Source organism: Streptomyces sp. cg35 (assembly GCF_050410835.1).
Lineage (GTDB): Bacteria > Actinomycetota > Actinomycetes > Streptomycetales > Streptomycetaceae > Streptomyces.
On sequence record NZ_CP191268.1, the window covers coordinates 706,256 to 732,377 of the forward strand.

General features: G+C 72.3%; 24 protein-coding genes and 1 riboswitch. Of the genes, 11 read left to right on the top strand and 13 right to left on the bottom strand.

What is annotated here, in order from left to right:
- Nucleotides 1-131 precede the first annotated feature (131 nt).
- From ACQUQD_RS03465 to modA, 4 genes are all read right to left on the bottom strand, one after another.
- Nucleotides 132-551, bottom strand: coding sequence for a TOBE domain-containing protein (locus ACQUQD_RS03465; protein ID WP_428950419.1), 420 nt, complete (start codon nt 549-551; stop codon nt 132-134).
- A 184-nt stretch (nt 552-735) separates the two neighbouring features.
- Nucleotides 736-1,821, bottom strand: coding sequence for an ABC transporter ATP-binding protein (locus tag ACQUQD_RS03470; RefSeq protein ID WP_428950420.1), 1,086 nt, complete (start codon nt 1,819-1,821; stop codon nt 736-738).
- On the bottom strand, nt 1,818-2,663 hold the full coding sequence (gene modB, locus ACQUQD_RS03475; protein WP_428950421.1) for a molybdate ABC transporter permease subunit: 846 nt from the start codon (nt 2,661-2,663) through the stop codon (nt 1,818-1,820). The genes ACQUQD_RS03470 and modB overlap by 4 nt, the downstream gene beginning before the upstream one ends.
- Nucleotides 2,660-3,481 (bottom strand): molybdate ABC transporter substrate-binding protein, encoded by an 822-nt coding sequence (gene modA / locus ACQUQD_RS03480; protein ID WP_428957442.1) that lies wholly within the window; start codon nt 3,479-3,481, stop codon nt 2,660-2,662. Before modA ends, modB begins: the two co-directional genes overlap by 4 nt.
- Before the next feature lie 195 nt (nt 3,482-3,676).
- Here modA and ACQUQD_RS03485 point away from each other — a divergent pair, with 195 nt between their 5' ends.
- On the top strand, nt 3,677-4,153 hold the full coding sequence (locus ACQUQD_RS03485) for a molybdopterin-dependent oxidoreductase (RefSeq protein ID WP_428950422.1): 477 nt from the start codon (nt 3,677-3,679) through the stop codon (nt 4,151-4,153).
- Here ACQUQD_RS03485 and ACQUQD_RS03490 read toward each other — a convergent pair.
- Both ACQUQD_RS03490 and ACQUQD_RS03495 read right to left on the bottom strand, forming a co-directional pair.
- Nucleotides 4,135-6,861: a molybdopterin-dependent oxidoreductase gene (locus ACQUQD_RS03490; protein WP_428950423.1), complete on the bottom strand. Its 2,727-nt coding sequence runs from the start codon at nt 6,859-6,861 to the stop codon at nt 4,135-4,137. The genes ACQUQD_RS03485 and ACQUQD_RS03490 overlap by 19 nt on opposite strands.
- A complete protein-coding gene (locus tag ACQUQD_RS03495) occupies nt 6,858-7,682 on the bottom strand; it encodes an FAD binding domain-containing protein (RefSeq protein WP_428950424.1) in 825 nt (274 codons plus the stop codon). Before ACQUQD_RS03495 ends, ACQUQD_RS03490 begins: the two co-directional genes overlap by 4 nt.
- 221 nt (nt 7,683-7,903) lie before the next feature.
- Here ACQUQD_RS03495 and ACQUQD_RS03500 point away from each other — a divergent pair, with 221 nt between their 5' ends.
- Nucleotides 7,904-9,421, top strand: a complete 1,518-nt coding sequence (locus tag ACQUQD_RS03500; protein WP_428950425.1) for a helix-turn-helix domain-containing protein — start codon at nt 7,904-7,906, stop codon at nt 9,419-9,421.
- A gap of 4 nt (nt 9,422-9,425) precedes the next feature.
- Here ACQUQD_RS03500 and ACQUQD_RS03505 read toward each other — a convergent pair whose 3' ends face one another.
- Genes ACQUQD_RS03505 through ACQUQD_RS03515 form a run of 3 tightly spaced genes read right to left on the bottom strand, consistent with a single transcriptional unit; the run spans nt 9,426 to nt 11,640 of the window.
- Nucleotides 9,426-9,821, bottom strand: a complete 396-nt coding sequence (locus tag ACQUQD_RS03505) for a TOBE domain-containing protein (protein ID WP_428950426.1) — start codon at nt 9,819-9,821, stop codon at nt 9,426-9,428.
- Nucleotides 9,822-9,859: 38 nt separating this feature from the next.
- Entirely contained in the window at nt 9,860-10,492 is a 633-nt protein-coding gene (locus ACQUQD_RS03510) for a hypothetical protein (RefSeq protein ID WP_428950427.1), read from the bottom strand.
- 53 nt (nt 10,493-10,545) lie between these two features.
- Nucleotides 10,546-11,640, bottom strand: a complete 1,095-nt coding sequence (locus tag ACQUQD_RS03515) for a chemotaxis protein (RefSeq protein WP_428950428.1) — start codon at nt 11,638-11,640, stop codon at nt 10,546-10,548.
- A 167-nt stretch (nt 11,641-11,807) separates the two neighbouring features.
- Here ACQUQD_RS03515 and ACQUQD_RS03520 point away from each other — a divergent pair, with 167 nt between their 5' ends.
- The 3 genes from ACQUQD_RS03520 to ACQUQD_RS03530 are packed head-to-tail and all read left to right on the top strand — an operon-like array spanning nt 11,808 to nt 16,713.
- Nucleotides 11,808-13,247: a basic amino acid/polyamine antiporter gene (locus tag ACQUQD_RS03520; protein WP_428950429.1), complete on the top strand. Its 1,440-nt coding sequence runs from the start codon at nt 11,808-11,810 to the stop codon at nt 13,245-13,247.
- A gap of 25 nt (nt 13,248-13,272) precedes the next feature.
- Nucleotides 13,273-14,535, top strand: a complete 1,263-nt coding sequence (locus ACQUQD_RS03525) for an arginine deiminase (protein WP_428950430.1) — start codon at nt 13,273-13,275, stop codon at nt 14,533-14,535.
- Between the two features lie 27 nt (nt 14,536-14,562).
- Nucleotides 14,563-16,713 carry a hypothetical protein gene (locus ACQUQD_RS03530; RefSeq protein WP_428950431.1) on the top strand — a complete coding sequence of 717 codons (2,151 nt, stop codon included), beginning with the start codon at nt 14,563-14,565 and terminating at the stop codon, nt 16,711-16,713.
- Nucleotides 16,714-16,749: 36 nt separating this feature from the next.
- Here the strand turns inward: ACQUQD_RS03530 and ACQUQD_RS03535 are convergent, their stop codons facing one another.
- The gene (locus tag ACQUQD_RS03535; RefSeq protein ID WP_428957443.1) at nt 16,750-17,241 is read right to left on the bottom strand and encodes a nucleotidyltransferase domain-containing protein; all 492 of its coding nucleotides are present in this window, start codon (nt 17,239-17,241) and stop codon (nt 16,750-16,752) included.
- A gap of 127 nt (nt 17,242-17,368) precedes the next feature.
- Nucleotides 17,369-17,569, top strand: a riboswitch (cobalamin riboswitch).
- Between the two features lie 38 nt (nt 17,570-17,607).
- Between ACQUQD_RS03535 and ACQUQD_RS03540 the strand changes: the two genes are divergently transcribed.
- From ACQUQD_RS03540 to ACQUQD_RS03550, 3 genes are read left to right on the top strand one after another with little or no spacing between them, the layout of a single operon-like run.
- On the top strand, nt 17,608-18,663 hold the full coding sequence (locus ACQUQD_RS03540; RefSeq protein ID WP_428950432.1) for an ABC transporter substrate-binding protein: 1,056 nt from the start codon (nt 17,608-17,610) through the stop codon (nt 18,661-18,663).
- On the top strand, nt 18,660-19,676 hold the full coding sequence (locus tag ACQUQD_RS03545) for a FecCD family ABC transporter permease (protein WP_428950433.1): 1,017 nt from the start codon (nt 18,660-18,662) through the stop codon (nt 19,674-19,676). The genes ACQUQD_RS03540 and ACQUQD_RS03545 overlap by 4 nt, the downstream gene beginning before the upstream one ends.
- Nucleotides 19,673-20,458 (top strand): ABC transporter ATP-binding protein, encoded by a 786-nt coding sequence (locus tag ACQUQD_RS03550; protein ID WP_428950434.1) that lies wholly within the window; start codon nt 19,673-19,675, stop codon nt 20,456-20,458. Before ACQUQD_RS03545 ends, ACQUQD_RS03550 begins: the two co-directional genes overlap by 4 nt.
- 12 nt (nt 20,459-20,470) lie before the next feature.
- Here ACQUQD_RS03550 and ACQUQD_RS03555 read toward each other — a convergent pair whose 3' ends face one another.
- A complete protein-coding gene (locus ACQUQD_RS03555) occupies nt 20,471-21,091 on the bottom strand; it encodes an L-threonylcarbamoyladenylate synthase (RefSeq protein ID WP_428950435.1) in 621 nt (206 codons plus the stop codon).
- 161 nt (nt 21,092-21,252) lie between these two features.
- Between ACQUQD_RS03555 and ACQUQD_RS03560 the strand changes: the two genes are divergently transcribed.
- Nucleotides 21,253-22,404 carry a hypothetical protein gene (locus ACQUQD_RS03560; RefSeq protein ID WP_428950436.1) on the top strand — a complete coding sequence of 384 codons (1,152 nt, stop codon included), beginning with the start codon at nt 21,253-21,255 and terminating at the stop codon, nt 22,402-22,404.
- A gap of 12 nt (nt 22,405-22,416) precedes the next feature.
- Here ACQUQD_RS03560 and ACQUQD_RS03565 read toward each other — a convergent pair whose 3' ends face one another.
- The gene (locus tag ACQUQD_RS03565) at nt 22,417-22,779 is read right to left on the bottom strand and encodes a hypothetical protein (protein WP_428950437.1); all 363 of its coding nucleotides are present in this window, start codon (nt 22,777-22,779) and stop codon (nt 22,417-22,419) included.
- Nucleotides 22,780-22,854: 75 nt separating this feature from the next.
- Between ACQUQD_RS03565 and ACQUQD_RS03570 the strand changes: the two genes are divergently transcribed.
- Together ACQUQD_RS03570 and ACQUQD_RS03575 are read left to right on the top strand one after the other, a co-directional pair.
- Nucleotides 22,855-23,211: a DUF779 domain-containing protein gene (locus tag ACQUQD_RS03570; RefSeq protein WP_428950438.1), complete on the top strand. Its 357-nt coding sequence runs from the start codon at nt 22,855-22,857 to the stop codon at nt 23,209-23,211.
- A 38-nt stretch (nt 23,212-23,249) separates the two neighbouring features.
- Nucleotides 23,250-24,482, top strand: a complete 1,233-nt coding sequence (locus ACQUQD_RS03575; protein WP_428950439.1) for a phosphodiester glycosidase family protein — start codon at nt 23,250-23,252, stop codon at nt 24,480-24,482.
- On the opposite strand, the gene ACQUQD_RS03580 is transcribed toward ACQUQD_RS03575, so the two are convergent.
- Nucleotides 24,479-26,059, bottom strand: coding sequence for a hypothetical protein (locus ACQUQD_RS03580; RefSeq protein ID WP_428950440.1), 1,581 nt, complete (start codon nt 26,057-26,059; stop codon nt 24,479-24,481). The genes ACQUQD_RS03575 and ACQUQD_RS03580 overlap by 4 nt on opposite strands.
- Nucleotides 26,060-26,122: the final 63 nt, after the last annotated feature.

Here is a 26,122-nt window from a genome sequence, read left to right on the forward strand (position 1 = left end):
CTCCGTCAGGGCACGGGTCACGAGGATGTGCATGAGCTCGTCGTTTCCTTCCAGAGGCGGGGACCCGCGGGCCCGGACGATCTTCTTGGCGCCATCCTCCCCGATGGCCCCGCGGGTCACGCAACGGCCTGTCAGACGGTGGCGAGCGACACCTCGGTGGACTTCATGAGGGCGACGACGGAGGAGCCGGCGCTCAGGCCGAGGTCGGTGACCGCGTCCTTGGTGACGGCCGCGGTCAGTTCGCCGCCGTCGACGGAGATCTTGACGGAGGCCATGGCGGCGCCGGTGGTCACGTCGGTGACGGTGCCGGGCAGTTGGTTGCGGATGGACAGGCCTTCCACCGGGCCGGTGGCGAGGGCCACCTCGGTGGACTTGACCAGGGCCCGGACGGCGGAGCCGTCGGCGAGGCCGAGGTCCTTGACGGACTCCAGGGTGATGGCTGCCGTGAGGTGCTGACCGCCGTCGAGGCGGACCCTGACCGTCGCCATCGCCTCGCCGGACGTGATGGCGGTGACGGTGCCGGGCAGCTGGTTGCGGATGCTCAGAGTCATGACGGCGCGCCTTACGAATAGCGGTGTTCTGCCCCTTACGGGGCCTGTTGCGACCTCACCGTAGTCCTGCCGGGCGCGCCAGAGCCCCACCCCCGTCGCAGGTGCCAGGCGCCCGGACGGCGGCGCCTGGCAGATCGTGGCGGACCCTCGCCGCAGGGGACCAAGTGGGGCCGAAGGTCCCGGATCAGGCGGGGTACGCGTGGGTCTGCGCCGCCTTGACCGTCGCCCACACCGTGGCGCCGGGGTGCAGGTCGAGCTCGGCGGCCGCCACGGTCGTGAGGTCGGCGGCGAGCGCCAGTTCGCCGGTGAGGGCGGCGCGGATCTGGTCGCCGTGGGTCTCCATGCCGGCCACTTCGCAGCGCCACAGGTTGCGCGCGCTGGAACCGGTGGGCCGCTCGCCGTGCAGGGTCACCGCTCCCGGCGGGAACGCGACGAAGACCGGGCCGTCGAGGTCCTCGGTGGTGGTGATCGCGGGACCGTCGCCGTCGACCTGGACGGTGTGGCCGTCGGAGCGGCCCCGGTAGAGATTGAGGCCGACGAGCTGCGCGATGTAGTCGGTGCGCGGGTGGCGGGCGATGTCGGAGGGGGCGCCCTCCTGGACGACGTGCCCGTCCTCGACGACCACCAGGCGGTCGGCCAGCACCATGGCGTCCAGCGGGTCGTGCGTGACCAGGACGGCGACGGCCTCGAACTCGGCCAGGTGGCGCCGGAGTTGAGCCCGAACGTCGAGGCGGGTACGGGCGTCGAGCGCGGCCAGGGGCTCGTCGAGCAGGAGCAGGCGGGGCCGGGTGGCCAGGGCGCGGGCGAGGGCGACGCGCTGGGCCTGGCCGCCGGACAGGCGGCGCGGCTTGGCCCCGGCGTGGGCGGCGAGCCCCATCCGGTCGAGCCAGGCGGTGGCCTCGGCGCGGGCCTCCGACTTGGTCCTGCCCTGGCAGCGGGGCCCGAAGGCGACGTTGTCCAGGGCGGTCAGGTGCGGGAAGAGGAGGTAGTCCTGGAAGACGACGCCGACGGGGCGGGACTCGGGCGGGGTGCCGTCGAGTTCGTGGCCGTCGAGGCGCAGGTGGCCGTCGTCGAGCGGGGCGAGGCCGGCGAGGGCGCGCAGCGCGGTGGTCTTCCCCGCGCCGTTCGGGCCGAGCAGGGCGACGACGTCGCCGGGGGCGGCGGCCAGGGTCACGTCGAGGCGGAAGGTGCCACGGTCGACGACGAGACGGGCGTCCAGGCCCGCGCCGTCCTGGCGGGCCGACTCGCGGTCGGTCACGGTCTCGGTCATGAGGCGGTCATCCAGCGGTCGCGCAGGCCCGCGAGAACCGTGATGGACACGGCGAGCAGGACCAGGCTGAGGGCGATCGCCGCGGCCGGGTCGCTCTGCATGGCGAGGTAGACGGCGAGCGGCATGGTCTGGGTGCGGCCGGGGAAGTTCCCGGCGAAGGTGATGGTCGCGCCGAACTCGCCGAGCGCACGGGCCCAGGCGAGGACCGAGCCCGCGGCGATGCCGGGCGCGATCAGTGGCAGCGTCACCCGGCGGAACGCGGTGAAGCGGGACGCGCCGAGCGTCATGGCGGCCTCCTCGTAGCGCGGGTCGGCGGCGCGCAGGGTGCCCTCGACGCTGATGACGAGGAAGGGCATGGCGACGAACGCCTCGGCGATCACCACGCCCGTCGTGGTGAAGGGCAGGGTGATGCCGAACCAGGAGTCCAGGTACTGGCCGACGATCCCGTTGCGGCCGAGCGCCGTCAGCAGCGCCACACCGCCCACCACCGGGGGCAGGACGAGCGGCAGTGTCACCAGGGCGCGTACGAGACCGCGGCCGCGGAACTCCGTGCGGGCCAGCAGCCAGGCCAGCGGCACGCCGAGCACCAGGCTCACGAGGGTGGCCAGCGTGGCGCAGACGAGGGAGAGCTGGAGCGCCTGCCACACCTCGGTGCTGGTCAGCTGGGACGGCAGGTCCCGCCAGGGGGCGCGGACGAGCAGCGCCAGCAGCGGCACCACGAGGAACGCGAGGCCCACGAGGGCGGGCAGCAGCAGGGGCAGCGGCGCGGTGCGGACACGGCGGCGCCGCGGCCCACCGGTGAGGGTGTCGGCCGCGGCGCCGGACTTGTCGAGCGAGGTCACGGCTTGAGGAACCCGGCCTCGGTCAGCACCTTCTGCCCGTCGGCCGACTGCACCAGCTTCATGAACTCCTTCGCGGCGGCGGCGTTGGGCGCGTCCTTGAGCAGGGCGATCGGGTAGTCGTTGATGGCGTCGGTCGATTCGGGGAACTCCACGCCCTCCACCTTGTCACCTGCCGCGTGGACGTCGGTCTTGTAGACGACGGCCGCGTCGGCCTCCTTCAGCTCGACCTTCGTCAGGGCGCTCTTGACGTCCTGCTCGTACGAGACCGGGGTGAGCTTCAGCTTGCTGGCGTCCAGCGCCTTCTGGGCGGCGGCGCCGCACGGCACGCTCTTGTCGCACAGTACGACCTTGAGGTCGGAGTTCGTGAGGTCCTTCAGCGAGGACACCTTGTCCGGGTTGCCCGGCAGGGTGGCGATCTCCAGCTGGTTGCGCACGAAGGTCGTCGGCTCGCCGGACGCGCCGCCCTTGTCGGTGACGATCTTCATGGTCTTGGGGCTCGCGGCGGCGAACACGTCCGCGGGGGCGCCGCCGTTGATGCCCGCGGCGAGGCTGTCGCTGCCGCCGAAGTTGAAGGTGACCTTGGTACCGGGGTGCTCCTTCTCGAACTGCTTGCCCAGCGTCGTGAAGCTCTCCTTGAGCGAGGCGGCGGCGAACACGGTCACCGTGCCGGACAGCTTCTTGTCCGCGGAGGCCGGTGCGGAGGAGTCCGAGGACGAGCCGGAGTCGGACGAGCCGCAGGCGCTCAGGGTCAGCAGCGCGGCGGTACCGAGGCCGGCCACGGACAGCATCCGACGGGTCCGGCGCGCGGAACGGGTTATCACGGGTCCACTCCCTTGGTTCCTGAGCTTTCGACTGGTGCGGCAGCCGATGGGTTGCGGGGATCATACTGCCGCACCTGCAAGGTGTAAGTCTTCTGTCACATCGCATGAGCTGGGATCTTGCCCCTTGGATATACGCATGTGCGTTTGTACGGGGCGATCGGGCGGGTACGGTCCTGCGGGAGGTGGTGGCCCATGAGCCAGTCCATGACGGAACCCGTGGCCGACCCCGTGGCGCAGCTGACGCTGAGCGGCGATCTCGCACGGCCGGCCCGGCTGTCCGTGACCGATCTGCGGGCCTGGTCGCAGCACGGCGCCGAGGTCGACTTCGAGTGCGCCACCAGCGGCGTCCAGCACCACCGCTTCACCGGTCCGCGGCTGTACGACGTGCTGTCGGCGGCGGGGCCGGGCTTCGACCCGGTGCGCCGCAAGGACCGGCTGCGCTATCTCGTCGCGGTGCGCGGCGCCGACGGTCACCACGCGCTGCTGTCCTGGGCCGAGATCGACCCCGACTTCGCGGGCCAGCCGGTCCTGCTGGCGCTGACCGTCGACGACAGCCCGCTGGACCGGGCGGGGCCGCAGCTCGTGCTGCCGCAGGACCGCTGCGGGGCCCGGCACATCAGCGGCATCAGTGCGATCCGCGTGACGGGGGACTACGCCTCCTGGGTCTGAGCGGTGCGCAGGGCGAGCCAGACGCGGTCGCGGGTGAGCGGCAGCTCGGTGAAGCGGATGCCGGTCGCGGCGCGCAGGGCGTTGGCGAAGGCGGGGGCGACGGGGTTGAAGGGGCTCTCGCTCATCGATTTCGCGCCGAGCGGGCCGATGGCGTCGCGCGTCTCCATGAAGTGGACCTCGGTGCGCGGCACGTCGGCGTACTGAGGGAGCCGGTAGCGGCGGAAGGCGGCGGTCTCCACGGCGCCGTGCTCGTCGATGCGCACGTGCTCGAAGAGGGTGGCGCCGAGCGCCTGCGCGACGCCGCCCTCGACCTGGCCCCGGCACTGCATGGGGTTCATGACCTGTCCGGCGTCGGCCGCGTGCACGCTGCGCAGGATGCGGATCTCGCCGGTGCCGGGGTCCACGGCGATCCGGAACCACTGCGCGTTGAAGGCGACCGAGCGCGGGGTGCCGCCGAAGTGCCCCTCGGCCGTGAAGGTCACGCCGACGGCCTGCGCGGCGGCGTACAGCTCCTTCAGCGGGAGGCGTCCGCCGGGGTGCAGGACGGCCTCCTCTCCCAGACGGCAGTCGGCGCGCGGGACGCGCAGTTGGGCGGCCGCGACGTCGAGGATCTGGTCGGCCAGAGCGCGTGCGGCGCGCAGGGTGGCCTTGCCCGCGACCACGACACCGGTGGAGGCGAAGGCTCCGGTGTCGTGGCGGACGACGTCGGTGTCGGACTGGCGCACCGCGATGCGGTCGACGGTGGTGGCGAGTTCGCCCGCGGCGATCTGCCGGTGGACGGTGGTCGTGCCGTTGCCGAACTCGGCTGTCCCGAAGCCGAGTTCGTACGTCCCGTCGCAGGCGAGGGCGGCGCGGGCGTCCGCGAAGTGGCCGCCGGGCGGGCCGGTGGCGATCATCGCGAGGGCCGTGCCCTCGCCGACGAGCCAGCCCTCCGGGGCGCTCTCGCCCGCGAGTTCGGCCTGCGCGCGGCGCACGATGTCCACGCACTGGTCGAGGCCGTAGCTGGCGATGTGGAGATCCTCCTCCTCGCCGCCGGGAGTGACCATGGCCTCGCCCGGGCCGATGATGTTGCGGGCCTTGAACTCCAGCGGATCCAGGCCGAGTTGCCGGGCGAGTTCGTCGAGCGCGGACTCCAGCGCGAACATCACCTGCCCGAGGCCGTAGCCGCGGAAGGCGCCGGCCGGAACGGTGTGCGTGTAGACCGCGTACGCGTCGACCTTCTTGTGCGGGGCCCGGTAGACGGCGGTGGACTCGCCGACGCTGTGGAACATCACGGCCGGGCCGTGGTTGCCGTAGGCGCCCGTGTCGGAGACGACGCGGAGCTGGAGCGCGGTGAGGGTGCCGTCGCGCCGGGCGCCGAGTTTCACGCCGATGGTGAAGGGGTGCCGGGTGGTCGCTCCGTAGAACTGCTCGGCGCGGGTGTACTCCAGTTTCACCGGGCGGCGCAGCCGCAGCACGGCGAGGGCGACGATGTCCTCGACGAGCATCTCCTGCTTGCCGCCGAAGCCGCCGCCGACCCGGCCCGCGACGACGCGGACCTTGTCCTGCGGCAGGTCGAACAGCGCGCACAGGGCCCGCCGGGTGAGGAAGGGGGTCTGGGTGCTGGAGCGCACGACGAGCCGGTCGTCCTCGTCGAGCCAGGCGAGGGCGCCGTGCGTCTCCAGGCTGGCGTGCTGGACGCGCTGGGTACGGTACGTGTCCTCGTACACGACGTCGGCCTCGGCGAAGCCGCGCTCCACGTCGCCGGTCTCGCCGTGCGTCTCGCCGACGACGTTGGCGCGAGGGCGGGCGATGCGGGCGGTGGCCGCGTCCTTGTCGTGCACGACGGGTGCGCCCGGCCGCATGGCGTCCTCCGGGTCGAGGACGGCGGGCAGCACTTCGTACGTGATCTCGACGCGGCGGCAACCCTCTTCCGCGGCGGCCTCGCTGTCGGCGACGACCGCGGCGACGCGCTGCCCGATGTAGCGGACGGTGTCGTCGAGGAGGCGGGTGTCGTCGGGGTCCTCCTCGGGGTGTTCGTGGCGGGCGGTGGAGTAGTGCCGCTCGGGGGCGTCCTGGTGGGTGAAGACGGCGTGGACGCCGGGGACGCGCAGGGCGGCGGCGGTGTCGACCGCGGTGATGCGGGCGTGGGCGTGCGGGGAGCGCAGCAGCTTCATGTGCAGCAGTCCGGGCACGTCGAGGTCGAAGGTGTAGCGGGCGGTGCCGGTGACGACCTGGGGGCCTGCGGGGGCGGGCAGGTTGCGGCCGACGGACTCGCCGGGGGCGGGGGCCTCGACGTGGCACCGGCCGCGTACGGCGTCCTCGATGGCGCGGTAGCCGGTGCAGCGGCACAGATTTCCCTTGAACGCTCTGGGGAGATCGTCGAGTTGGTCGTCGGAGAGGGCCGCCGTCGTCATCATGAACCCGGCCGTGCAGAACCCGCACTGGAATCCCTGGGCGTCGAGGAACTTCCGCTGCACGGGGTGGAGTTCGCCGTCCGGTGCGGCCAGCCCCTCGACGGTGGTGACGGCTCGGCCGTCGGCGCGGAAGGCCGGGTACAGGCAGCTGTGCACGGGTTCGCCGTCGACGTGCACGGTGCAGGCGCCGCAGTCCCCCGCGTCGCAGCCTTTCTTCACCCCGAACCAGCCGCGTTCGCGCAGGTAGGTGCGCAGGCACTGGCCGGGACGCGGCTCGTCCTCGAAGGGGCGGCCGTTGATGTCGGTCCTCATGGTGCGGGGGTCCCTTCGAGCTCGCGGCGGATCTCCTCCGCGTACCGGAGTGTCATATGCCGTCGCCAGGCGGGCAGTCCGTGGATGTCGTCGAACCACTCGTCGTCGCGGATCGCCGTGTCGAGGTCCGCGCGCAGCCGGTCGGCACTCGGCGGCAGCGGGAACCACAGCCGGATCGGCCGCACGGTCGCGGCGGTGACGGTGATGGCCAGCGATCCGTCGTGCGGGTCGAGCGCCCCGATGACCAGCGCCCCGGAGCGGCCGAGGCCGTACAGCGACGCCTGCCGGAACGCCGTGCGGCAGGCGAGGGCGCGGGCCGGCAGGGTCACCGACCGCAGCAACTCCCCCTCGGCGAGGACCTTGCGGCCGGCTCCCGTGACGAAGTCGGCGACGCGCACCCGGCGGCGTACGCCGTCCTGGGCGAGCAGCAGGCACTCCCCGTCGAGCGCGGCGGTGAGCGAGATCATCGGGCCGGCCGGGAGGGCGTTGCAGAGGTTGCCGCCGACCGTGGCCATGTTCCAGATCTTGAACGAGGCCAGGAAGGCCCGGCAGCACTGCTCGAACAGGGGCGCCGCTGCGTCCGTCAACGCCGCGGCGTAGCGGGACAGTCGGGCGATGGTGCAGGTGGCGGCGATCTCCACGGAGCCGTCCGGGTGGCGCCGCACGGGGGTCCAGCCGGTGCGGCTGAGGTCGACCAGGCGCCGCAGGCGCGGCTGGGGTTCGGAGAACAGGAAGGTGCCGCCGCCGAGCCACGCGTCGCCCGGCTGCCAGGGCGCGGGATCCCGGGCATCCCGTATCTCCACCACGGTGTTCAGGTCCATGCCGGTCAGTGAAGCAACGGGATCCGGCCGCGGACGACTGGTTCACAGCACGGAAACTCCGAGTTTTCCGGGGCCTCGGCTGGAGGATCAACCAAGGGGTATTCCACTCCCTTCACCTGGCATTTACTATGCCAAGAAGCTCATTTGCCTGGTGAATGAGATATGTCGGAGAGCGGCACGCGGAGCGGCCGGATCCGGTCCGTACGAGAACCCGGAGCACCATGCACGTCGAACATCTCCTGAAGGACGAGACCCTGGGCCTGCGCCTGCTGTGGGCCGCGGACGCGCTGCTGGAGCGGGAGATCAGCGGGGTGACCGTGACGGACCTGGAGAATCCGGCCCGGTTCGTGCGCCCGGGCGAGGTGGTGCTCAGCGGACTGGTGTGGTGGACGCCGCGGGGCGGTCCGGGGCGCGCGGAGCGGTTCGTCTCCGCACTGCGCGGCGCCGGGGCCGCCGCGCTGCTGGCGGGCGAGGAGACGCACGGCGCGGTTCCCGAGGTGCTGGTCGAGGCGTGCGCGCGGCATGCGCTGCCGGTGGCGGCGGTCCCGGCGCACGTCATGTTCCGGTCCGTGACGGACACCGTCTATCTGCAGCAGTGGGGCGAGTTGAGCCGTCATCACGCCCTGCCGGAGAACGCGCGGATCCGCCTGAGCCGGCTCCTCGCCCGGGGCGCGGGACCGCAGGAGATCGTCGAGGCCGCGTTCGCGCATCTCGGCCGGGCGGCCGAGGCCTACGTGCTGACCCCGGCCGGGCGCACGGTCGCCGCCACCGCGCACGCACGGCCGTTGGCCGCGGTGCAGGCGGCGGCGCTGGTCCATGACAGCGACGGCGCGGCGCTGCCCGTCGAGGCGGACCTCGCCTCCCCGTACGAGCGAAGGCATCTGTACCTGCCCGACCGGGACGCCGTACCGCCCCGTCTGTTGCAGGAGGTCGCCGCGATCCTGGGCCGCTGCCAGGAGTCGGGGATCCGGGACCGCTCGACCGGGGTCCGGGCCGCCGACGGACTGGGCGCGCTGCTCTGCCGGGAGACTGCCTCCGCGAGCGCGCTGGAAGCGGCGCTGCGCGACTGCGGGCTGCCCGCCCGTGGCCCGTACCGCGTGGTCGTCGCCGGCACGAGCGGCGAGGGCGCGTGGCCCGCCGAGGGCGCGCTGGCGGAGGTGACGGCTCTGGTGGCGACGGGGCCCGCGGCGGTCGGTGTACTGCCGGACGGCACGGCGTTCTCCGTCACCGCCGGTCCGGCGGGGCCGGCCGACGAGGTGTGGCAGCGCGTCGCCGCCTGCGATCCGGGGGTGGCGCTGCACGGCGGTACCGGATCACCCGCCGCGTCGGCCGCGGGCCTCGGACCTGCGCTGGCCGAGGCCCGGTTCGCCCTGGACGCGGCCCGCGGCACCGCCCCCGGCTCCTCGCTGCTGACCGACGCGACCGCTCTCACCACACTCGACGCGCTGCTCGCCGGGATCCCGGCGACGGTCCGCGGCGCGTTCAGCGGCACGGTGCTCGCCCCGCTCCTCGACGCCGAGAACGCCTCCGCGACCCCGCTTCTGGAGACCCTGCGGACCTTCCTCGCCTGCGACGGGTCGTGGGCGCGGACCGCGCAGGCCCTGCACCTGCACGTCAACACCGTTCACTACCGCGTCCAGCGCATCGAGCTCTTCACCGGGCGCGATCTGTCCCGGCTCGCCGACCGGCTCGATCTGTGGGCGGCCCTGCTGTGCCACGACCGCTCGGCCGGCATCTGAGCGGTCAGGCGCGGTCGATGTGCACGTTCGTCGACTTCACCCGGGCGGTGGCCTCCATGCCGACCTCCAGGCCGAGTTCCTCCACGGCCTCGCGGGTCAGCAGCGACACCAGCCGGTGCGGTCCGGCCTGGATCTCGACCTGGGCGGCGACGTCACCGAGCTTGACGGCGGTGACGATCCCGGGGAACGCGTTGCGCACCGAGGTGTACGAGACGTCCTCGTCGCCGCCGGTGCCCTTGGCCAGCTCCACGGAGAACGCGGCGAGGTCCTTGCCCTCGATGAGGCGCCGTCCGCCCTCGTCGCGATGCGTGACGACCCGGCCCGCGTCGGCCCAGCGCCGCGCCGTGTCGGGGCTGACGCCGAGCAGCCGTGCCGCCTGGCCGATTGTGTAGGACTGCATGGATCACAAGATAGCGACCGTGCCGGCGCCCCGTTCCGTCAGTACCGCTGGGCCTTCGCGATCTTCGCGGTGAGGTGCGGCTCCGGCGGCTTCGAGCTGATGGCCAGCGGCTGGGCGCGGTCGCCCGCCTTCAGGTCCTTCGCGCCGACGACCTTGGACTCCACGACCTTGCCGTCGGAGTCGCTGAAGTCGACCTGCACCGCGAACGACGCGGTCTCGTCGGTCCTGTTGGTGATGTTGACGACGAGCGCGCGCACGTTGTCCGTCTCGGCGAGCGGCTTGCCGGTGAGGGAGACGTCCTTCATCGCGTTGCCTTGCCCGTCGACGGCGTCCAGCTCCTTCTGGAACTCCTGCCGGTTGCGCTCCACGTCGGCGGAGACCGACGCCTCGAAGTCGTGGGCCCGCTGGGACGCCGACTCGGCCGCCCTGGAGGCCGACTCCTTGACCTCCGCCTTCTTCGACGCGGCGCTGGAGGCCAGCGCCGACGGAGCCTCACCGGAGAAGTCCGACGCGTTCGGTGCGGTCGGCCGGGGGCTGGCGCTCGCTCCGCCGTCGTTGTCGCTGTCGGAGCCGCATGCCGCGAGGGTCAGCATGCCGGCGGCCGCGCACACGGCCACGGCGATCGGCGCGCGACGGCGGCGGGTCCGTCCGGACGCCCGGGCTGTCTTCATGAGCGGGTTCCTTTCTGAGCACTGACGCTTCCTCGCGCCTGTAGGGCGGTCGGTCAGAAGCGCAGGACGGCGGCCACGTGTCCGGCGTCCGCCAGCGTGCCGTCGGGGACGAAGACGACCTCCGCGCCGGTCTCCAGGGCGGACTCGACGATCTCGTCGACGATGTCGTGAACCGCGTCCAGGTCGTCGGCGGCGGCCGGTTCGAGATGGCCCTCCCCGGCCCGCACGGTGATGCGGTAGTTCTCCTCCACGACGAGCCGGTGGATCCGGCCGTCCGAGGCCTTCTGCCAGACCTCGTCCACGCCGGCCGCGTAGGTGTTGCCGCCGCGTGCCCGGTCCAGCTCCGCGAGCGCCTCGGCGACCACGCGTTCGGCGTCGTCGGCACGGGCCGGGGCCACGGCCCGCGCGACCGTGTCCGCGGCGGCCCTGGCCAGCCCGCCGAACGGGACCTGGACCGCGCCGTGCGCGGCGGTCCCGATCTCGTTGAGCAGGGACAGGGCGGCCGGCTCCCCGGTGACGTAGAGGGGCCGGGGCTCGTCGCCCAGCCGGTTGCCCAGTGCGGCGTCGGCGTCGCGGAAGAACTGCCGGGTCTGCTCGTCGCGGAAGGTGCTCGGCAGGTCGCCGACGCGCTCCTTGCGCTCGGCGTCGGGGTCCTCCAGGCTGCGGCTCAGCGGGAAGCCGTGGCCGGTGTCCTCGGTGACGCGGTCGCCCTGCCCGTCCCAGAGGGTCATCCGGTCGGCGGCCACGGCCAGCACCCAGTAGGCGCGCTGCGCCGCGTCGGCGGCGACGAGGTTGCGGGTGAGGAAGGTGTCCGCGACCACGACCCGTTCGGGCACGGACCGGTCGACGACCCACGCCTGGTGCTCCCCGGGCGCGGCGAAGACGACGAGCCCCTTCCTGGCGTGGGCGAGGTCCACCTCCTCGACCGCCTTCCTCAGCTGCGCGACCACGTCGTCGCGGCGTTCCCTGGTCACGGCCGGGTCCGCGGCGAGCTGCCGTACGGCTTCGTCGACGAGGTTGCCGAGGCGGACGGGGTCCTGGGCGTTGTCGGGCTTCGTCCGGTGGGTCGGCATCGCCAGGGACACGGCGGGATAGGGCCGCGGTGCGCGCAGCTGCCCGAGAATCGCCGGGTTCAACGAGGAATGCATGCCTGAAGGCCCTTCTGTCGCGATCCATCCATGCTGCGCACAGATCGGCTCATCCAGCCATCCGGATACGAGTAAAAGGTGCGGCACCCCATCAAACAGGTTGAAACTGGTGCACCGGCATCCCGTTCACACCCGCACGCACACCCGTACCGCCCGGAGGGGCCGACATGGAGCAGGCCGTCGAGAAGAGCGCTCCCGCCGCGAAGCTGACTCTCTTCACCCTGACCACGATGGTCATCGGCTCCATGGTCGGCGCCGGGGTGTTCTCCCTCCCCCGGCGCTTCGCCGAGGAGACCGGGGTGGCGGGCGCCCTCATCGCCTGGGCGATCGCCGGCACCGGCATGCTGATGCTCGCCTTCGTCTTCCAGTCCCTGGCCGTGCGCCGGCCCGACCTGGACGCGGGCGTCTACGCGTACGCGAAGGCAGGGTTCGGCGAGTACCTGGGCTTCTTCTCGGCGTTCGGCTACTGGGCCAGCGCCTGCGTCGGCAATGTGACGTACTGGGTGCTGATCATGTCCACCGTGGGCGCGATCTGGCCCGCTCTGGGCGACGGCGACACGGCGCTCGCCGTGGTGCTCTCCTCGGCCGGCCTGTGGGCGTTCTTCCTGATGATCCGGCGCGGGGTGAAGGAGGCCGCGGCGATCAACAAGGTCGTGACCGTGGCCAAGATCGTGCCGATCCTCGTCTTCGTCGTACTGGCCCTGGTGTACTTCAAGCCGTCGGTGTTCGCCGACAACTTCGGCGGCGCCGACTACGCCGGTTCGCTGTTCAGCCAGGTGCGCGGCACGATGCTGGCCACCGTGTTCGTCTTCCTCGGTGTCGAGGGCGCGAGCGTCTACTCCCGGCACGCCAAGAAGCGCTCGGACGTCGGCCGGGCCACGATCCTCGGTTTCCTCAGCGTCTTCGCCGTCTTCGCCTCCGTCGTCATCGTGTCGTACGGGATCCTGCCGATGGGCGAGATCGCCGAACTGCGCCAGCCGTCCATGGCGGGCGTCCTCGAGGAGGCCGTCGGCACCTGGGGCAAGGTGTTCATCAGCGTCGGTCTGATCGTCTCCGTCCTCGGCGCCTATCTCGCCTGGACGCTGATGGCCGCCGAGGTGCTGTTCGTGGCGGCCAAGGACGACGACATGCCGCGGTTCCTGCGGCGCGCGACCTCGGCGGACGTCCCGCTGCCGGCGCTCCTCATGACGACCGTGCTCACCCAGGTCGTCCTGGTGATCACCGCGTTCTCGGACGACGCCTTCAACTTCGCGCTCGATCTCACCAGCGCGCTGTCCCTGATTCCGTACCTGCTGGCGGCCGCCTTCGCCGTGAAGATCGGGACGCGGCCCGACCGCCGTACGGAGGGCGGGCGCTCCTCGACGCGCGAGCTGACCATCGCGGCCGTCGCCACGCTCTACACCGCGTTCATGCTCTACGCGGCCGGGCTGAAGTTCGTCCTGGTCTCGTTCGTCTTCTACGCCCCGGCCACGATCCTGTTCGTCATGGCCCGCAGGGAGCAGGGCAGGCGCCTGTTCTCCCCGCGCGAGCTGCTCATCCTGATCGTCTCCGTCGTCGGCGCCGTGCTCGGCATCGTCGCCCTGGCGGCCGGCTGGATCAGCCTGTGAGACCGTCAACCCCGGAAGGCACACCGTGACTGACCACGACACCCCCGCTTCCGCCGCGTACGGCGTCCACTCCGAGGTGGGCACGCTGCGCAAGGTCCTGGTCTGCGCGCCGGGGCTCGCGCACCGCAGGCTCACCCCGACCAACTCCGACGACCTGCTCTTCGACGACGTCATGTGGGTGGAGAACGCCCAGCGCGACCACGCCGACTTCGTCAACAAGCTGCGCCGGCGCGGTGTCGACGTGGTCGAGCTGCACGATCTGCTCGCGCGGACCATGGCGATCCCCGAGGCGAGGTCCTGGCTCCTCGACCGCAAGATCGTCGCCAATCAGGTCGGGGTGGGGCTGATCGACGACACCCGCGCCTTCCTGGAGTCACTGGAGCCGCGGCAGCTCGCCGAGTACCTCATCGGCGGTCTCGCCACCACCGACCTGCCCGACGACTACCGCTCCGCGTACGTGGCGATGGCCCGCGAGTCGACCGGTGTGCGCGAGTACTTGATGCCGCCGCTGCCCAACACGCTCTACACCCGCGACACCACCTGCTGGCTGTACGGCGGCCTCACGCTCAACCCGCTGTACTGGCCCGCACGGCACGACGAGACGCTGCTGATGAAGGCGATCTACCTCTTCCACCCGGACTTCGTCGGGTCGACCGTGTGGTGGGGCGATCCCGAACTGGGCTGGGGGCAGGCCACGTTCGAGGGCGGCGACATCATGCCGGTCGGCAACGGAGTGGTCCTGATGGGCATGAGCGAGCGCACCTCGCGGCAGGCCATCACCCAGGTCGCGGCCGCCCTGTTCGAGAAGGGCGCGGCCGAGCACGTCGTCGTCGCCGGGATGCCGAAGCTGCGCTCGGCGATGCATCTGGACACCGTCTTCACGTTCGCCGACCGGGACATCGTCACGCTCTACCCGCGGATCATGGACTCGGTGCACACGTTCTCGCTGCGTCCCAGCGACAAGGCTCCCGGCCTCGACATCGTCGACGAGGGCTCGACCCCGTTCGTCGACGTCGTCGCCAAGGCGCTCGGCCTCCCCGGGCTCCAGGTGATCGAGACCGGCGGGGACGTGTACGCGTCCGAGCGCCAGCAGTGGGACAGCGGCAACAACGCGGTCGCCCTCGAACCCGGTGTCGTCGTCACCTACGACCGCAACACCCAGACCAACACCCTGCTGCGCAAGGCCGGTGTCGAGGTCGTCACCATCGTCGGCGCCGAACTCGGCCGCGGCCGTGGTGGCGGGCACTGCATGACCTGCCCCATCGTCCGCGACCCCGTGGACTTCTGACCGCCGCGCACCCGGTGAGGTCACGCCATGGAACGGACCGCGCTCCACGGACCGGTGCGGGTGGTGGCCTTCGTGGTGGCCGCGCTCGCCACCCTGTGCGTGATCACGACGGCGACGGTGCGCGCCACGGTCCTCGACCCGGCGTTCCACGCGTCCGTGCTCGACGAGCAGCGCGCGTACGACCGGCTCTACAACGAGGTGCTGGTGGACCCCGCGGTCTCCCCGGTCACCAGGGACCTGCTGGCGGGGCTGAACGTCCCGGAAGCCCAGGTGACGTCCAACATCAAACTGGTGCTGCCGCCGGAGACGGTCCGTGACCTGGCACAGCAGCAGATCGACGCGGTGGTCGGCTATCTGAACGGCGAGCGCGCCACCCTCGACCTGACCGTCGACCTGCGGCCGGTGCTCGCCAATGTCGACCATCTGGCGCAGACCTACTTCGGCGATCTCGTGGCCGGGCTGCAGCGCAGCACGGAACCCGACTTCGACCGGTTCACGGCGGACCTCTCGGACGCCGTGGGCGATCTGGCGGCGGGCCGGGCACCGGAGGGGCTGCCGACGCTCCCGCTCACCACGACGCAGGCCGACCGGGCCGCCGAGACGCTGCTGCGGGCGCTGCCGGAGCGGGAGCGTGACGCGCTGCGCCCGCAGGTCGAGACCGCGCTGGCCGACGGGGACGTCGCCACGGCGCTCGCGGCCGTGGCCCCCGCGGTGTTCTCGGACCGGGCCCGCGAGGCGGTGCGGCAGTTCCAGCGGGCCGTCGACGGCGGCACCTGGGACCTCGGCGCGGTCCTCGCCGCCTCCGGCAACGACCTCCAGGTCCTCCACGACATCCGCCCCTACACCGCCGCGGGACTCGGGCTCGTGGAGATCGTCGCCGCGGTGCTGCTCGTGCTCTCCCTGGCCGCGCTCTGGTTCATCGGCCCTCCCCGGCCGGGCTCCCGGCTGCGGCCCTTCGGGTGGTCGCTCCTCGCCGGCGGGCTGCTGACGGCGGCCGCCGTCGGTGTGACCCGGCTGGTCACCGACGGCCGCGTCGTCGACCCGCCCGCGTCGTGGCCGCCGAGTCTGATCCGGCTCGTCGACGACGTGCAGCACGGCGCCCTCGACCACATCGCCCGCACCGCCCTGTGGGCCGCGCTCGTCCCCGTGGCCGCCGGAGCGCTGCTGGTCCTGGTGGACCGGGTACGGCGGGTGCGGGCCCTGGACTCCCGGCGCCTCGTCACGCTCGGGCTCGGCGGCGCCGCTGTGGCGCTGGCCGGGATGACCGTGGTGCCGCTCGTCGCCCGGCCGGCCGCACCGCGTCCGTGCCAGGGCAGCTCCGCGCTGTGCGACCGCCGCTACGACGAGGTCGCACACCTCACCTCGCACAACGCCATGTCGACGACCGTCGACCGCTTCATCGGCCCTCTCCAGGACCCGGGGATCACCGCCCAGTTGAACGACGGCGTCCGCGCCCTGCAGATCGACACCTACCGGTGGGAGCAGCCCGACGAGATCGCCGGGCGCCTGCGCGACTCCGACTTCACGGCCGCGCAGCAGGCGCTCATCACCCAGGCGATCAACACGTTCAACCCTCCGCGCGAGGGGCTGTGGCTGTGCCATTCCGTGTGCCGGGCGGGGGCGCTCGCCCTGGTGCCGACGCTGCGCGAGATCGGTGACTGGATGCGCGCGCACCCGACCGAGGTGATCACCCTCATCGTGCAGGACGCGATCACCGGCCGGGACACCCGACAGGCCGTGCACGAGGCCGGGTTGGACACTCTCGTGCACACGCCCGACCCCGACCCGGCGAAGCCCTGGCCGACGCTCGGCGACATGATCGACAGCGGTCGCCGCCTGGTCGTCTTCGCCGAGCGGGCGGACGGCCCGGCGCCCTGGTACCGCAATTTCTACCGGTACGGCATGGAGACCCCGTTCGCGTTCCGCGCGCCGGACGAGATGAGCTGCGCGCCGCACCGCGGCGGCGACGACAAGCGGCTGTTCCTGCTGAACCACTTCATCACCATCGACGGCGGCAGCCGGCTCGACGCGGGCACGGTGAACACCCGCCGCTTCGTCCTGGACCGGGTCCACCGGTGCGAGCGGGAGCGCGGCAGACCGGTCACGTTCGTCGCCGTGGACTACGCCACGATCGGCGACCCGGCGGGCGCGGTCGCCGCGTTGAACGCCGAGCGCTGAGGAGCAGTCGCTCGATGCTCACGCCGTGACTGACGGTCAGAAGTGCGTGGCGATCCCGAAGACCGTGCGGAGCAGGGCCATGTCGTGCCGGTCGCGGTCCGTGGGCTCGTAGCCCTGGTGGAAGGACACCTGCTGGGCGGCGGAGAGGCACGGCACCCGCTCCCCCGCGACCGTGCCGGTGACGAAGCACTCCGCCGGATAGACGAACGGCCGCTCCGCGGCGAAGGAGGCCTGCCGGGCGGAACCGTCGTCGGCGAAGACCAGGGGATGCAGATCGAGTACGCGTCCGTCCGGATCCGTGACGACGAACCGGACGGGGCGCTGGTCCAGGGACTCGGTGAATGCCGCGTCGGCCAGGGCGGCGAGCACGACCGGCTCCTGTTCCTGCCGGTGCATCAGGTCCAGATCACGGTGCTCCCGGGTCTGCTCGCCGACCAGGGCGTCGATGCCCCAGCCGCCCCCGACCCACACGTCCGCCCCGGCCCGGCGCAGCAGGGCGAGCACGGCCCGCACGTCGTCAGCTGTCATCATCCGACGCAGGGTAGGGGCCGGACGGCGTGGGCGGCGACCCAGATGTTCCCGGAGCAGCACCATGCCATGGCCTCCGGGACGTACCGGGAGGCCCGGCCCGCCCGGGAGTGCCTGGTCAGGCCCGTGATACCTTCCGATGGCCAGTCGTACCTTTGTGCGTTCTCGTACGTGCACGGGTCAGGGAATCCGGTGGAAGTCCGGAACTGACGCGCAGCGGTGAGGGTGACGGGCGGAGCCACTGCCACTGGGCCGGTCCACCGGTCCGGGAAGGCGCTCCGGCCGGACGATCCCGAGTCCGAAGACCTGCTGGCGGCCCCCGGGGTCGAGGACCGGCCGGGGGTGGACCACAGACCGGCTCCGCGTATGGGCCCTGGACGCAGAGGAAGTTCCGTGCCGTTCGCACGTCAAGTCCGCCGTCTCGCACCGCTGTTGGCGGGCGCCTTGTTGCTCACGGCCTGCGGCGGGGCAGGCTCCGCCGACACCGCGGACCGGGCCGGCGGGGGCGTCACCCTCGACAACTGCGGTACGAAGGTCCGGGTCGCGCACGCCCCGCGCCGCGCCGTCGCCCTGGACCAGGGTTCGGCGGAGATCATGCTCTCGCTCGGTCTCGCCGACCGGATGGTGGGGACCGCGACGTGGACCGATCCCGTCCTGAAGGGCCTGGAGAAGGCGAACGCGAAGGTCCCGCGGCTCGCCGACCGCTACCCGTCCTTCGAGAAGGTCCTGGACACCGAACCGGACTTCGCCGCAGCCTCGTTCACGTACACCCTCGGCAAGGGCGGCGTGGCGCCCCGCGAGCAGTTCGAGAAGCTCGGCGTGCCCACCTACCTGTCACCCACGGACTGCGCCGGCAAGGACAACAGCGGTGACGGCGACGGCGTACGCACCCGTGCCCTGACCATGGACACCGTCTACGGCGAGATACGCGACCTGGCCCGGATCTTCGACGTGGAGGAGCGCGGCGACAAGCTCGTCGCGCAGCTCAAGTCCCGTGTGAAGAAGGCGGCTTCGGGCGTGGACGCCAAGGGTGTGAGCGTCCTGTACTGGTTCGCGAACTCCGACTCGCCCTACATGGCCGGCTGTTGCGGCGCGCCCGGCATCGTCACCGAGGAGCTCGGTGTGCGCAACGTCTTCGACGACACGCACGAGGAGTGGCCGCAGATCAACTGGGAGACCGTCGCGGACCGCGACCCCGACGTCCTCGTCATCGGCGATCTGACCCGCCGTTCGCAGTCCGCGGAGTCCGCCGCGCAGAAGATCCGGTTCCTGGAGTCCGACCCGGTGACCAAGGAGATGACCGCCGTCCGCGAGAAGCGGTACGTGCTGCTGAAGGGGCAGGACCTGAATCCGACGATCCGTACCGTCGACGGTGTGGAGAAGGTGGCCGCCGCGCTGCGCGGCTTCGGCCTCGGCAAGTGAGCACGGTCCGGCCCGCCCTGTACGGGGCCGCGGCACTCGCCGTGCTGTGCGCGTCCGTCGCCGTGGCCATCACCATCGGACCCGCGCACATCGGCGTCGGCGACGTGTGGTCGGCGGTCGGCGCCCGGATCGGCTGGGGCACCTCCGAGCTGTCCCCGATCCGGGACGGCATCGTGTGGAACCTGCGGCTGCCGCGCACGCTGCTCGCCGCGGTGTGCGGGGCCGGGCTCGCGGTGTGCGGCACCACGCTCCAGGCGCTGCTGCGCAATCCGCTCGCCGACCCGTTCGTGCTCGGTGTCTCGTCGGGCGCGTCGACCGGGGCGGTCCTCGTCGTGGTGCTGGGCCTCGGCGGCGGCGCGCTCTCGGTGTCCGGCGGCGCGTTCCTCGGGGCGCTGTGCTCGTTCGCGCTGGTGCTGCTGCTCAGTCACACCCTGGGCGGGACGACGGACCGGGTGGTGCTGTGCGGGGTCGCCGCGATGCAGCTGTTCTCGGCGCTGACCTCGTTCGTGGTGCTCACGGCGGCCGACGCGGAGACGACGCGCGGCGTCCTGTTCTGGCTGCTCGGCTCGCTCGGCGGGGTCGGCTGGACGGAGGTGTGGCTGTGTCTGGCGGTGCTCGTGGTGACGCTGGCGGTGTGCCTCGGGTACGGCCGGACCCTGGACGCGTTCGCCTTCGGCCCGGAGGCGGCGGCCGCGCTCGGCGTGCACGTGGCCCGCACCCGGCTCGTCCTGCTGTGCGTGACGGCCCTGCTGACGGCGGCCCTGGTCAGCGCGGCGGGGGCGATCGGCTTCGTCGGGCTCGTCCTGCCGCACGCGGCGCGCGCCCTGGTGGGGCCGGGGCACACCCGGCTGCTGCCGGTCACGGCGGTGGCCGGTGCCGTGTTCCTGGTGTGGGTCGACACGCTGGCCCGTACGGTCCTCGAACCGCAGGAGGTTCCGGTGGGCGTGGTGACGTCGCTGATCGGCGTGCCCGCGTTCGTGGCCGTGCTGTACCGCGGCCGGAGCACCCGGTGAGCGCGGGCCTGCGCGCGGACCGCGTGTCCTGGTCGCCCGGCGGCGCCCTGATCCTGGACGGGGTCAGCCTGACGCCCCGGACGGGCTCCGTCACCGGGGTGCTCGGCCCGAACGGCTCGGGCAAGTCGACGCTGCTGCGGCTGCTCGCCGGGGTCCTCGCTCCGGCGGCCGGAGTCGTCACCCTCGACGGCGCCCCGCTCTCCGCGCTGCCCCGCAAGGAGGCGGCCCGGCGGATCGCCCTGGTCCATCAACAGGCTGACACCCAGGTCGAGTTGACGGTCGGCGATGTCGTCCGGCTGGGCCGGGTCCCGCATCGCAGGGCCTGGGCGCCCGTCTCGGCCGCGGACGAGGCGGCGGTCCGTGCGGCCCTCGACCGCAGCGGCCTCGCCGAGCAGGCGCACCGCCTGTGGCACACGCTGTCGGGCGGTGAGCGCCAGCGGGTGCAGATCGCCCGCGCTCTCGCGCAGGAACCGCGTGAGCTGCTGCTCGACGAGCCGACGAACCATCTCGACATCCAGCACCAGCTGGAGCTGATGGACCTGATCACGGGCCTGGAGCTGACCAGCGTCGTCGCCCTGCACGACCTGAACCTGGCCGCCACGTACTGCGACCAGGTCGTGGTGCTGCGGCAGGGAAGGGTCGTGGCGGCGGGCGAGCCGGGGACCGTCCTCACCGAGGACCTCATCGCCGACGTCTACGGCGTCCGCGCGCACATCACCCGGCCCGGTCCCGGCGAGCGCCCCCACATCCGGTTCCTGGGCACGCTCGCCCACGACGGCTGAGGCGCGCGGGGGTCACTCGAACCGGTCGGCATCCCCCGCGCCGTAGCGGACGATCTCGGCCTCGCCGCCGGAGAAGTCGATGACGGTGGTCGGCTCGGTGCCGCAGTCGCCGGAGTCGAGCACCGCGTCGACCGCGTGGTCGAGCCGCTCCTTGATCTCCCAGCCCTGGGTGAGCGGCTCGTCCTCGCCGGGCAGCAGCAGGGTGCTGGACAGCAGCGGCTCGCCCAGCTCGGCGAGGAGCGCCTGGGTGACGACATGGTCGGGGATGCGGACGCCGACCGTCTTCTTCTTCGGGTGCTGCAGCTGGCGCGGCACCTCACGCGTGGCGGGCAGGATGAAGGTGTAGCTGCCGGGCGTGGCCGCCTTGATCGCGCGGAACACGTCGTTGTCGATCTGCACGAACTTGCCCAGCTGTGCGAAGTCCTGGCAGACGAGCGTGAAGTGGTGTTTGTCGTCGAGGTGCCGGATCGCGCGGATCCGCTCGACGCCCTCGCGGTTGCCGAGTCGGCAGCCGAGTGCATAACAGGAGTCGGTGGGGTAGGCGATCAGCGCGCTGTCGCGGATGCCATCGGCGACAGCGCCGATGATGCGCGTCTGCGGGTTCGCGGGGTGCACGTCGAAGTACCGGGCCATCCGTCGAGCGTACGGGATCAAGGCCGCGGTACGACGGCGTTGCGCACCGCGGAGAGCCGTGTACACGCGCGACAATCCCGACACCCGCCCACCCTGCCCGCTCCCGCCGACCCGTCCACGGCCCATACTGATCGGGCCCCGATCACCCACAGAACGACTCCATGGCCAAGAACAGCACCTCCTCGACCACCGTCCCCGACACCGCATGGCTGGGCAGCGGGCGCCACCTGGGGCCCGAGCCCGAGCAGGACGTCCGGCGCAACCTGATCGCTCTCAAGGCGGCCGGGGTGCTCGACGACTTCCTGGACCTCGACCCCGTCGAGGCGGCCCGCTCCACCGTCCTGCATCCGCGGGACGAGTCCGCCGATGCCGGCCCGTCGGCCCGCCGCCTGTTCGAGGCGCGCTGGCGCGTGGCCGACGACGTCACGGTGCGTGCCCAGCTGACGACGTACGACCCCGAAGGTCGCCGCAAGGAGGCCGAGGCCGTCACCTGGGTCCTCGCGGCCGAGGCGGAACAGCCGTGGGACCCGTACTGGCCGTCGCCCGCCACCATGTTCTGGCCGGACAGCGACCGTGTGCCGTGGGACCACGACGCGGTGGGGGGTGCGCGCCTGCGGACGACGAACCACCTGCCGAAGGACGACGACGAGCTGCGCCACCGGCTGCGCGAGTGGACCCGGCAGAGCTGGTACGTCCATGTCGTGGTGCACGAGGCGATGACGCCGGACGCGAAGGGGCAGCAGCCGGTCACGCGGTTCCTGCCGCCGAGTCTGCGGCACCGGGTGATCGAGCACCGGGGCACGCCGGAGCAGGCGCAGATCGTCGACTTCGCGCTGAAGCGGGAGCTGAAGCTGCGGATGCCGCGGGGCGGCGGCGTCGTGCTGCCCACGGCGCCGCAGGGCCCGGACTACGACGCGGACCGTTTCACCGTGCGCAGCGTCTTCCTGGACGGGTCGGAGCCGACCGAGCTGCTGGACCGGATCAAGGAGTTCGCGGCGCTGCCGCGGCCGCTGCCCGCCGACGCCGAGCGGGCCCTGACCCGGCTGCGCCAGGGCTGGCACCTGCTCACTCCGGACGAGGAGCTGGTGCACGCCCAGGGCATGGTCACCCGGTACGCCGAGGCGCTCGACGCCATGACGAAGTCACGTGATCTGTACCGGGAGGCGGCCGACGCGGCGCAGGCCGCGCTGGCCGAGGCGACCGGCGGCGACGGCGTGCCCCGGCCGGTCGCGCCGGGGCAGGTCAGGGCCGACGGCTCGCCGCTGGGCGCTCTCACGAAGGCGTTCGGCCGCTTCCGCGACCCGAACAAGTAGGGCCCGCCGGCGTCACTCCTCGTCCTCCCCCTCGTCGCCCGGGTCGGACATGCGCAGGGCGATCTCGCGCAGCAGTTCGGTGGAGTTGATGTCGGTGCGGCCCTCGTCGTGCACCTTCGCGAGCTGCGTGAAGAGAAACGCGAACGCCTCGACGAGTGACACGCTGGCCGGCATGAGCGCGGCGATGGTCAGCTCGGCGGCCTGCTCCGGATCGGATCCCGCCGGGATCTCGATCGTCGGGAACACTTCCGACACGAGCCGTCCGAGCTGACTCAGGTCGGTGTCGAGTCCGTCGCCGTCGTTGAGCCTGCGCACCATCTCCTGCGTCTCTGTGAGCACACCGATGGCCCGCAGAACGATCTCCCTCTGTTCCATGTGCGGAGCCTATGCGGGCGACGGCCCCGAGGGTGCAACGTGCTCGCAACGTCCTGCCCGCTTCACTGTTCCGTCATGAGCGACGTACCTCGCGTGGAGCTGACCCCCGCGGCCGCCGAACTGGTGCGGCGACTGCGTGACACCCATGGGCCGTTGATGTTCCACCAGTCCGGCGGCTGCTGCGACGGCAGCGCGCCGATGTGCTATCCGGCGGGCGAGTTCCGTACCGGTGCCGCGGACGTGCTGCTCCAGGATCTGGCGGTGGACGGCGTGGCGGAACCGGTCTCGTTCTGGATGTCGAAGAGCCAGTACGAGGTGTGGAGCCATACGCGGCTCATCGTCGACGTCGTCGAGGGGCGCGGCAGCGGCTTCTCGCTGGAGGCGCCAGAGGGCGTACGTTTCCTGATCCGTTCCCGGCTGGTCGGCACCTAGCCATCGACGGGCACCCTGTCGTCTGCTGAACTCCCTTGATGCAGACGAGAGTTGGCAAGCGACGCAAGAGTGTCCTGGCGGCCCTGACGGTCGTGGGAGTACTGGCCGGTGCCACCCTGACGGCGGCGGCACCGGCCGGCGCCGCCGCGGCGGCCGAGCGGGTGGCGCCCGGGGTGACGTACACCGGGTTCGACATCCCCGCCGCCAAGGGCACCGCCCACGCCCATGTCCTCACGGTCGATCTGCGCGATCCGCGCGTACGCGTCGATCTGCTGCACCCGGGCGCGGTCGGGGCCCGGGCCACCGTCTCCTCGATGGCCGACGCAGCGGGCGCCGTCGGCGGCGTCAACGGGGACTTCTTCAACATCACCGAGACCCAGCACCCCGGGGTCGAGGCGACCGGTGCCGCGGTCGGGCCTGCGGTCGCGAGCGGCCGGACCCTCAAGGCGGCCGTCCCGGACGGGCAGCGCTTCGGCCCGGCCCTGCCGCCGGGGACGTCCACCCGCGACGTGCTCGGGGTGGGCGTCGACCGGCGGGCCCGGCTCGACAGCATGGCGCTGGACGGGTCGGTGCGCAGCCGCGAGGACCGGGTGGCGCTCGGCGGGCTCAACCAGTACGCGCTGCCGGTCGGTTCCATAGGTGCCTTCACCGCGGAGTGGGGCAGCGTCTCCCGGGCCCGTGCCACCTGCGGCACGGACACCGTGCGAGCGGCGCCGTGCAGTACGGACACATATGAGGTGACGGTGCGCCGCGGCCGCATCGTGGCACGGGCGGACACGCCCGGCAGCGGGCCCGTCGCGGACGGCAGCACGGTGCTGGTGGGGCGGGAGGCGGGCGCGCAGTGGCTGCGGAAGCTGTCGGCGGGCGACCCGGTCCAGGTGCGGCACCGCCTGGTCGCCGCGCAGTCGCGCATCCCGTACCGGTTCGCGGTCGGCGGCTATCCGGTACTGCGCGACGGAGCCCCGCTGCCCGGCCTCGACGCGAAGACGTCCGCGGTCCGTACGGCGGCCGGCGTCGCGGACCACGGGCGCACCCTCGTCCTGCTGGCGCTGGACGGCGCGCCCGCCTACCGCACGGGCCTGTCCATCGCCGAGGTGGCCGACACCATGCGGTCGTTGGGTGCGGACGACGCGTTCAGTCTGGACGGCGGCGGCTCGTCGACGCTGGTGGCGCGGGAGCCGGGGGCGGCCTCGGTCACGGTCCTCAACCACCCCACGGACTCCCCCGAGCGCCCCGTCGCAGGCGGCATAGGCGTGTTCGCGGGCCGCTAGGACCCGTCGCGCACGGCGACCAGTCCGTTGAAGACGCCGACATAGGCCGTGCCGTCGGGGCCGAGGGTCACGGGCGCCCAGTTGTTGTCGTACGCGACGCCGGTTCCGGCGAGGCGCTTCCAGCGGGTCGCCCCGGTCCGGAAGTCGACGGCCGTGAAGTACCAGGCGTCGACGCCCAGGGAGTTCGGCTCCTTCGTGTAGAAGTACAGCAGCCCGTTGGCGGTGGAGAGTTTCGGCACGGTGGACGGGGAGCGCACGGCGCTCTCCCACACCGTGTCGCAGCCGCTGCCGTCGTCGCGTACGTCGATGCGGCTGACCCCGCCGACGACGCTGCGCCCGAAGGTCAGCGAGGTGATGTTCTCGTAGCCGTAGTTGTTCTCGACGACGAGGCTGTTCCCGTGCGAGATCAGGGAGTTGTCGGTCGTGGAGGCGCCGGAGCCGAAGACGGGGACCTTGCAGACGAGCCGCCGGCCCTCGGGGACGTCGGCGCCGCGCCGGTACACGAGCACGTTCATGCGGTCGTCGGCGTTGTCGGTGATCGCGACGTAGTCGTCGTGTTCGCCGAACAGGTCGGGGGTGGTCCCCGAACCCTGGTTCACCGAACCGGGTTTGGTGCCGGTGCCGCGGTCGTACGTCTGCCGCCAGACGGCCTTCGGGGTGCCGTCGGCGGCCGCGTCGAAGCTGTACAGGGCGTGGTCGGTGACGATGGAGACGCCGTCCTCGGCGACGGAGAAGGAGTTCTGGATCTCCTCCCCTGCCAGCTGGATCGACTTGATGGCGCCGGTGGCGGGGTCGACGGTGCCGACGCGGCCCTGCCGGGTCACCCACCAGATCCGTCCCGTCCAGTCCGGCATGACGGAGGTGACGGGGTCGCACTGGCCGCTCGGGTACAGGTTCGTCCAGCTCACGCAGTCGTGCGGGACCTGTCCGGTGAGGTCCCGGTCGTCGGTGACGACGAACCGCCAACTGCCGTCCGCGGCCTGCTCGTGGGCGAGGCGGACGATGTGCTGGCGGGAGTCGGCGAGGACGAGGCGGTCCTGGTCGTCGAGGTAGGAGTAGGCGCCGCCGGAGGTGTCCTTGAAGATCCTGGAGAAGTCGAGGCGGGTGATGGCCTCGACGGTCGAGGGGCGCTGGGGCAGCTGGTACTCGGCGAGGGTCCGGAGGCTGTGCGGGTCGAGGAGTTTGACCAGGAAGCCGGTGAAGGTGCCGCAGACGGTGACGATGCGTCCGGCCTTGTCGAAGGTGACGGTGGCGCACTCGCCGCCGAGCGCGGCCATCTGTTCGCTGGTGACGTCCGGGTTCTTCCCGTCCGGCCCGCTCCAGGGGTACGTTCCGCTGCCCCAGCCGTCCGCGTGCATTCCGCTGCGGCCGTTGGCGGCGAGGAAGGGGTGCTGGGCGGGCGCCTTGCCGGGGACCGGCTGCGGGGTCGCGGGGGCACCGCCGTACTGCTCGACGAGGCGGTGGCCCGGCGCCTTGGGGATCCCGTCCGCCCAGGCGCCCGGCGGCTGCGCGGCGCCCGCGGCCGTGAGGGTGAGGGTCACGGCCAGGGCCCGGGCGAGGTTTCTTCGCTGCGGCATGCGCCCGAAGCTAGGTTCCGACGCTTGAAGTGTCCATGCATATAGGGGAGTTGTTCACGAACC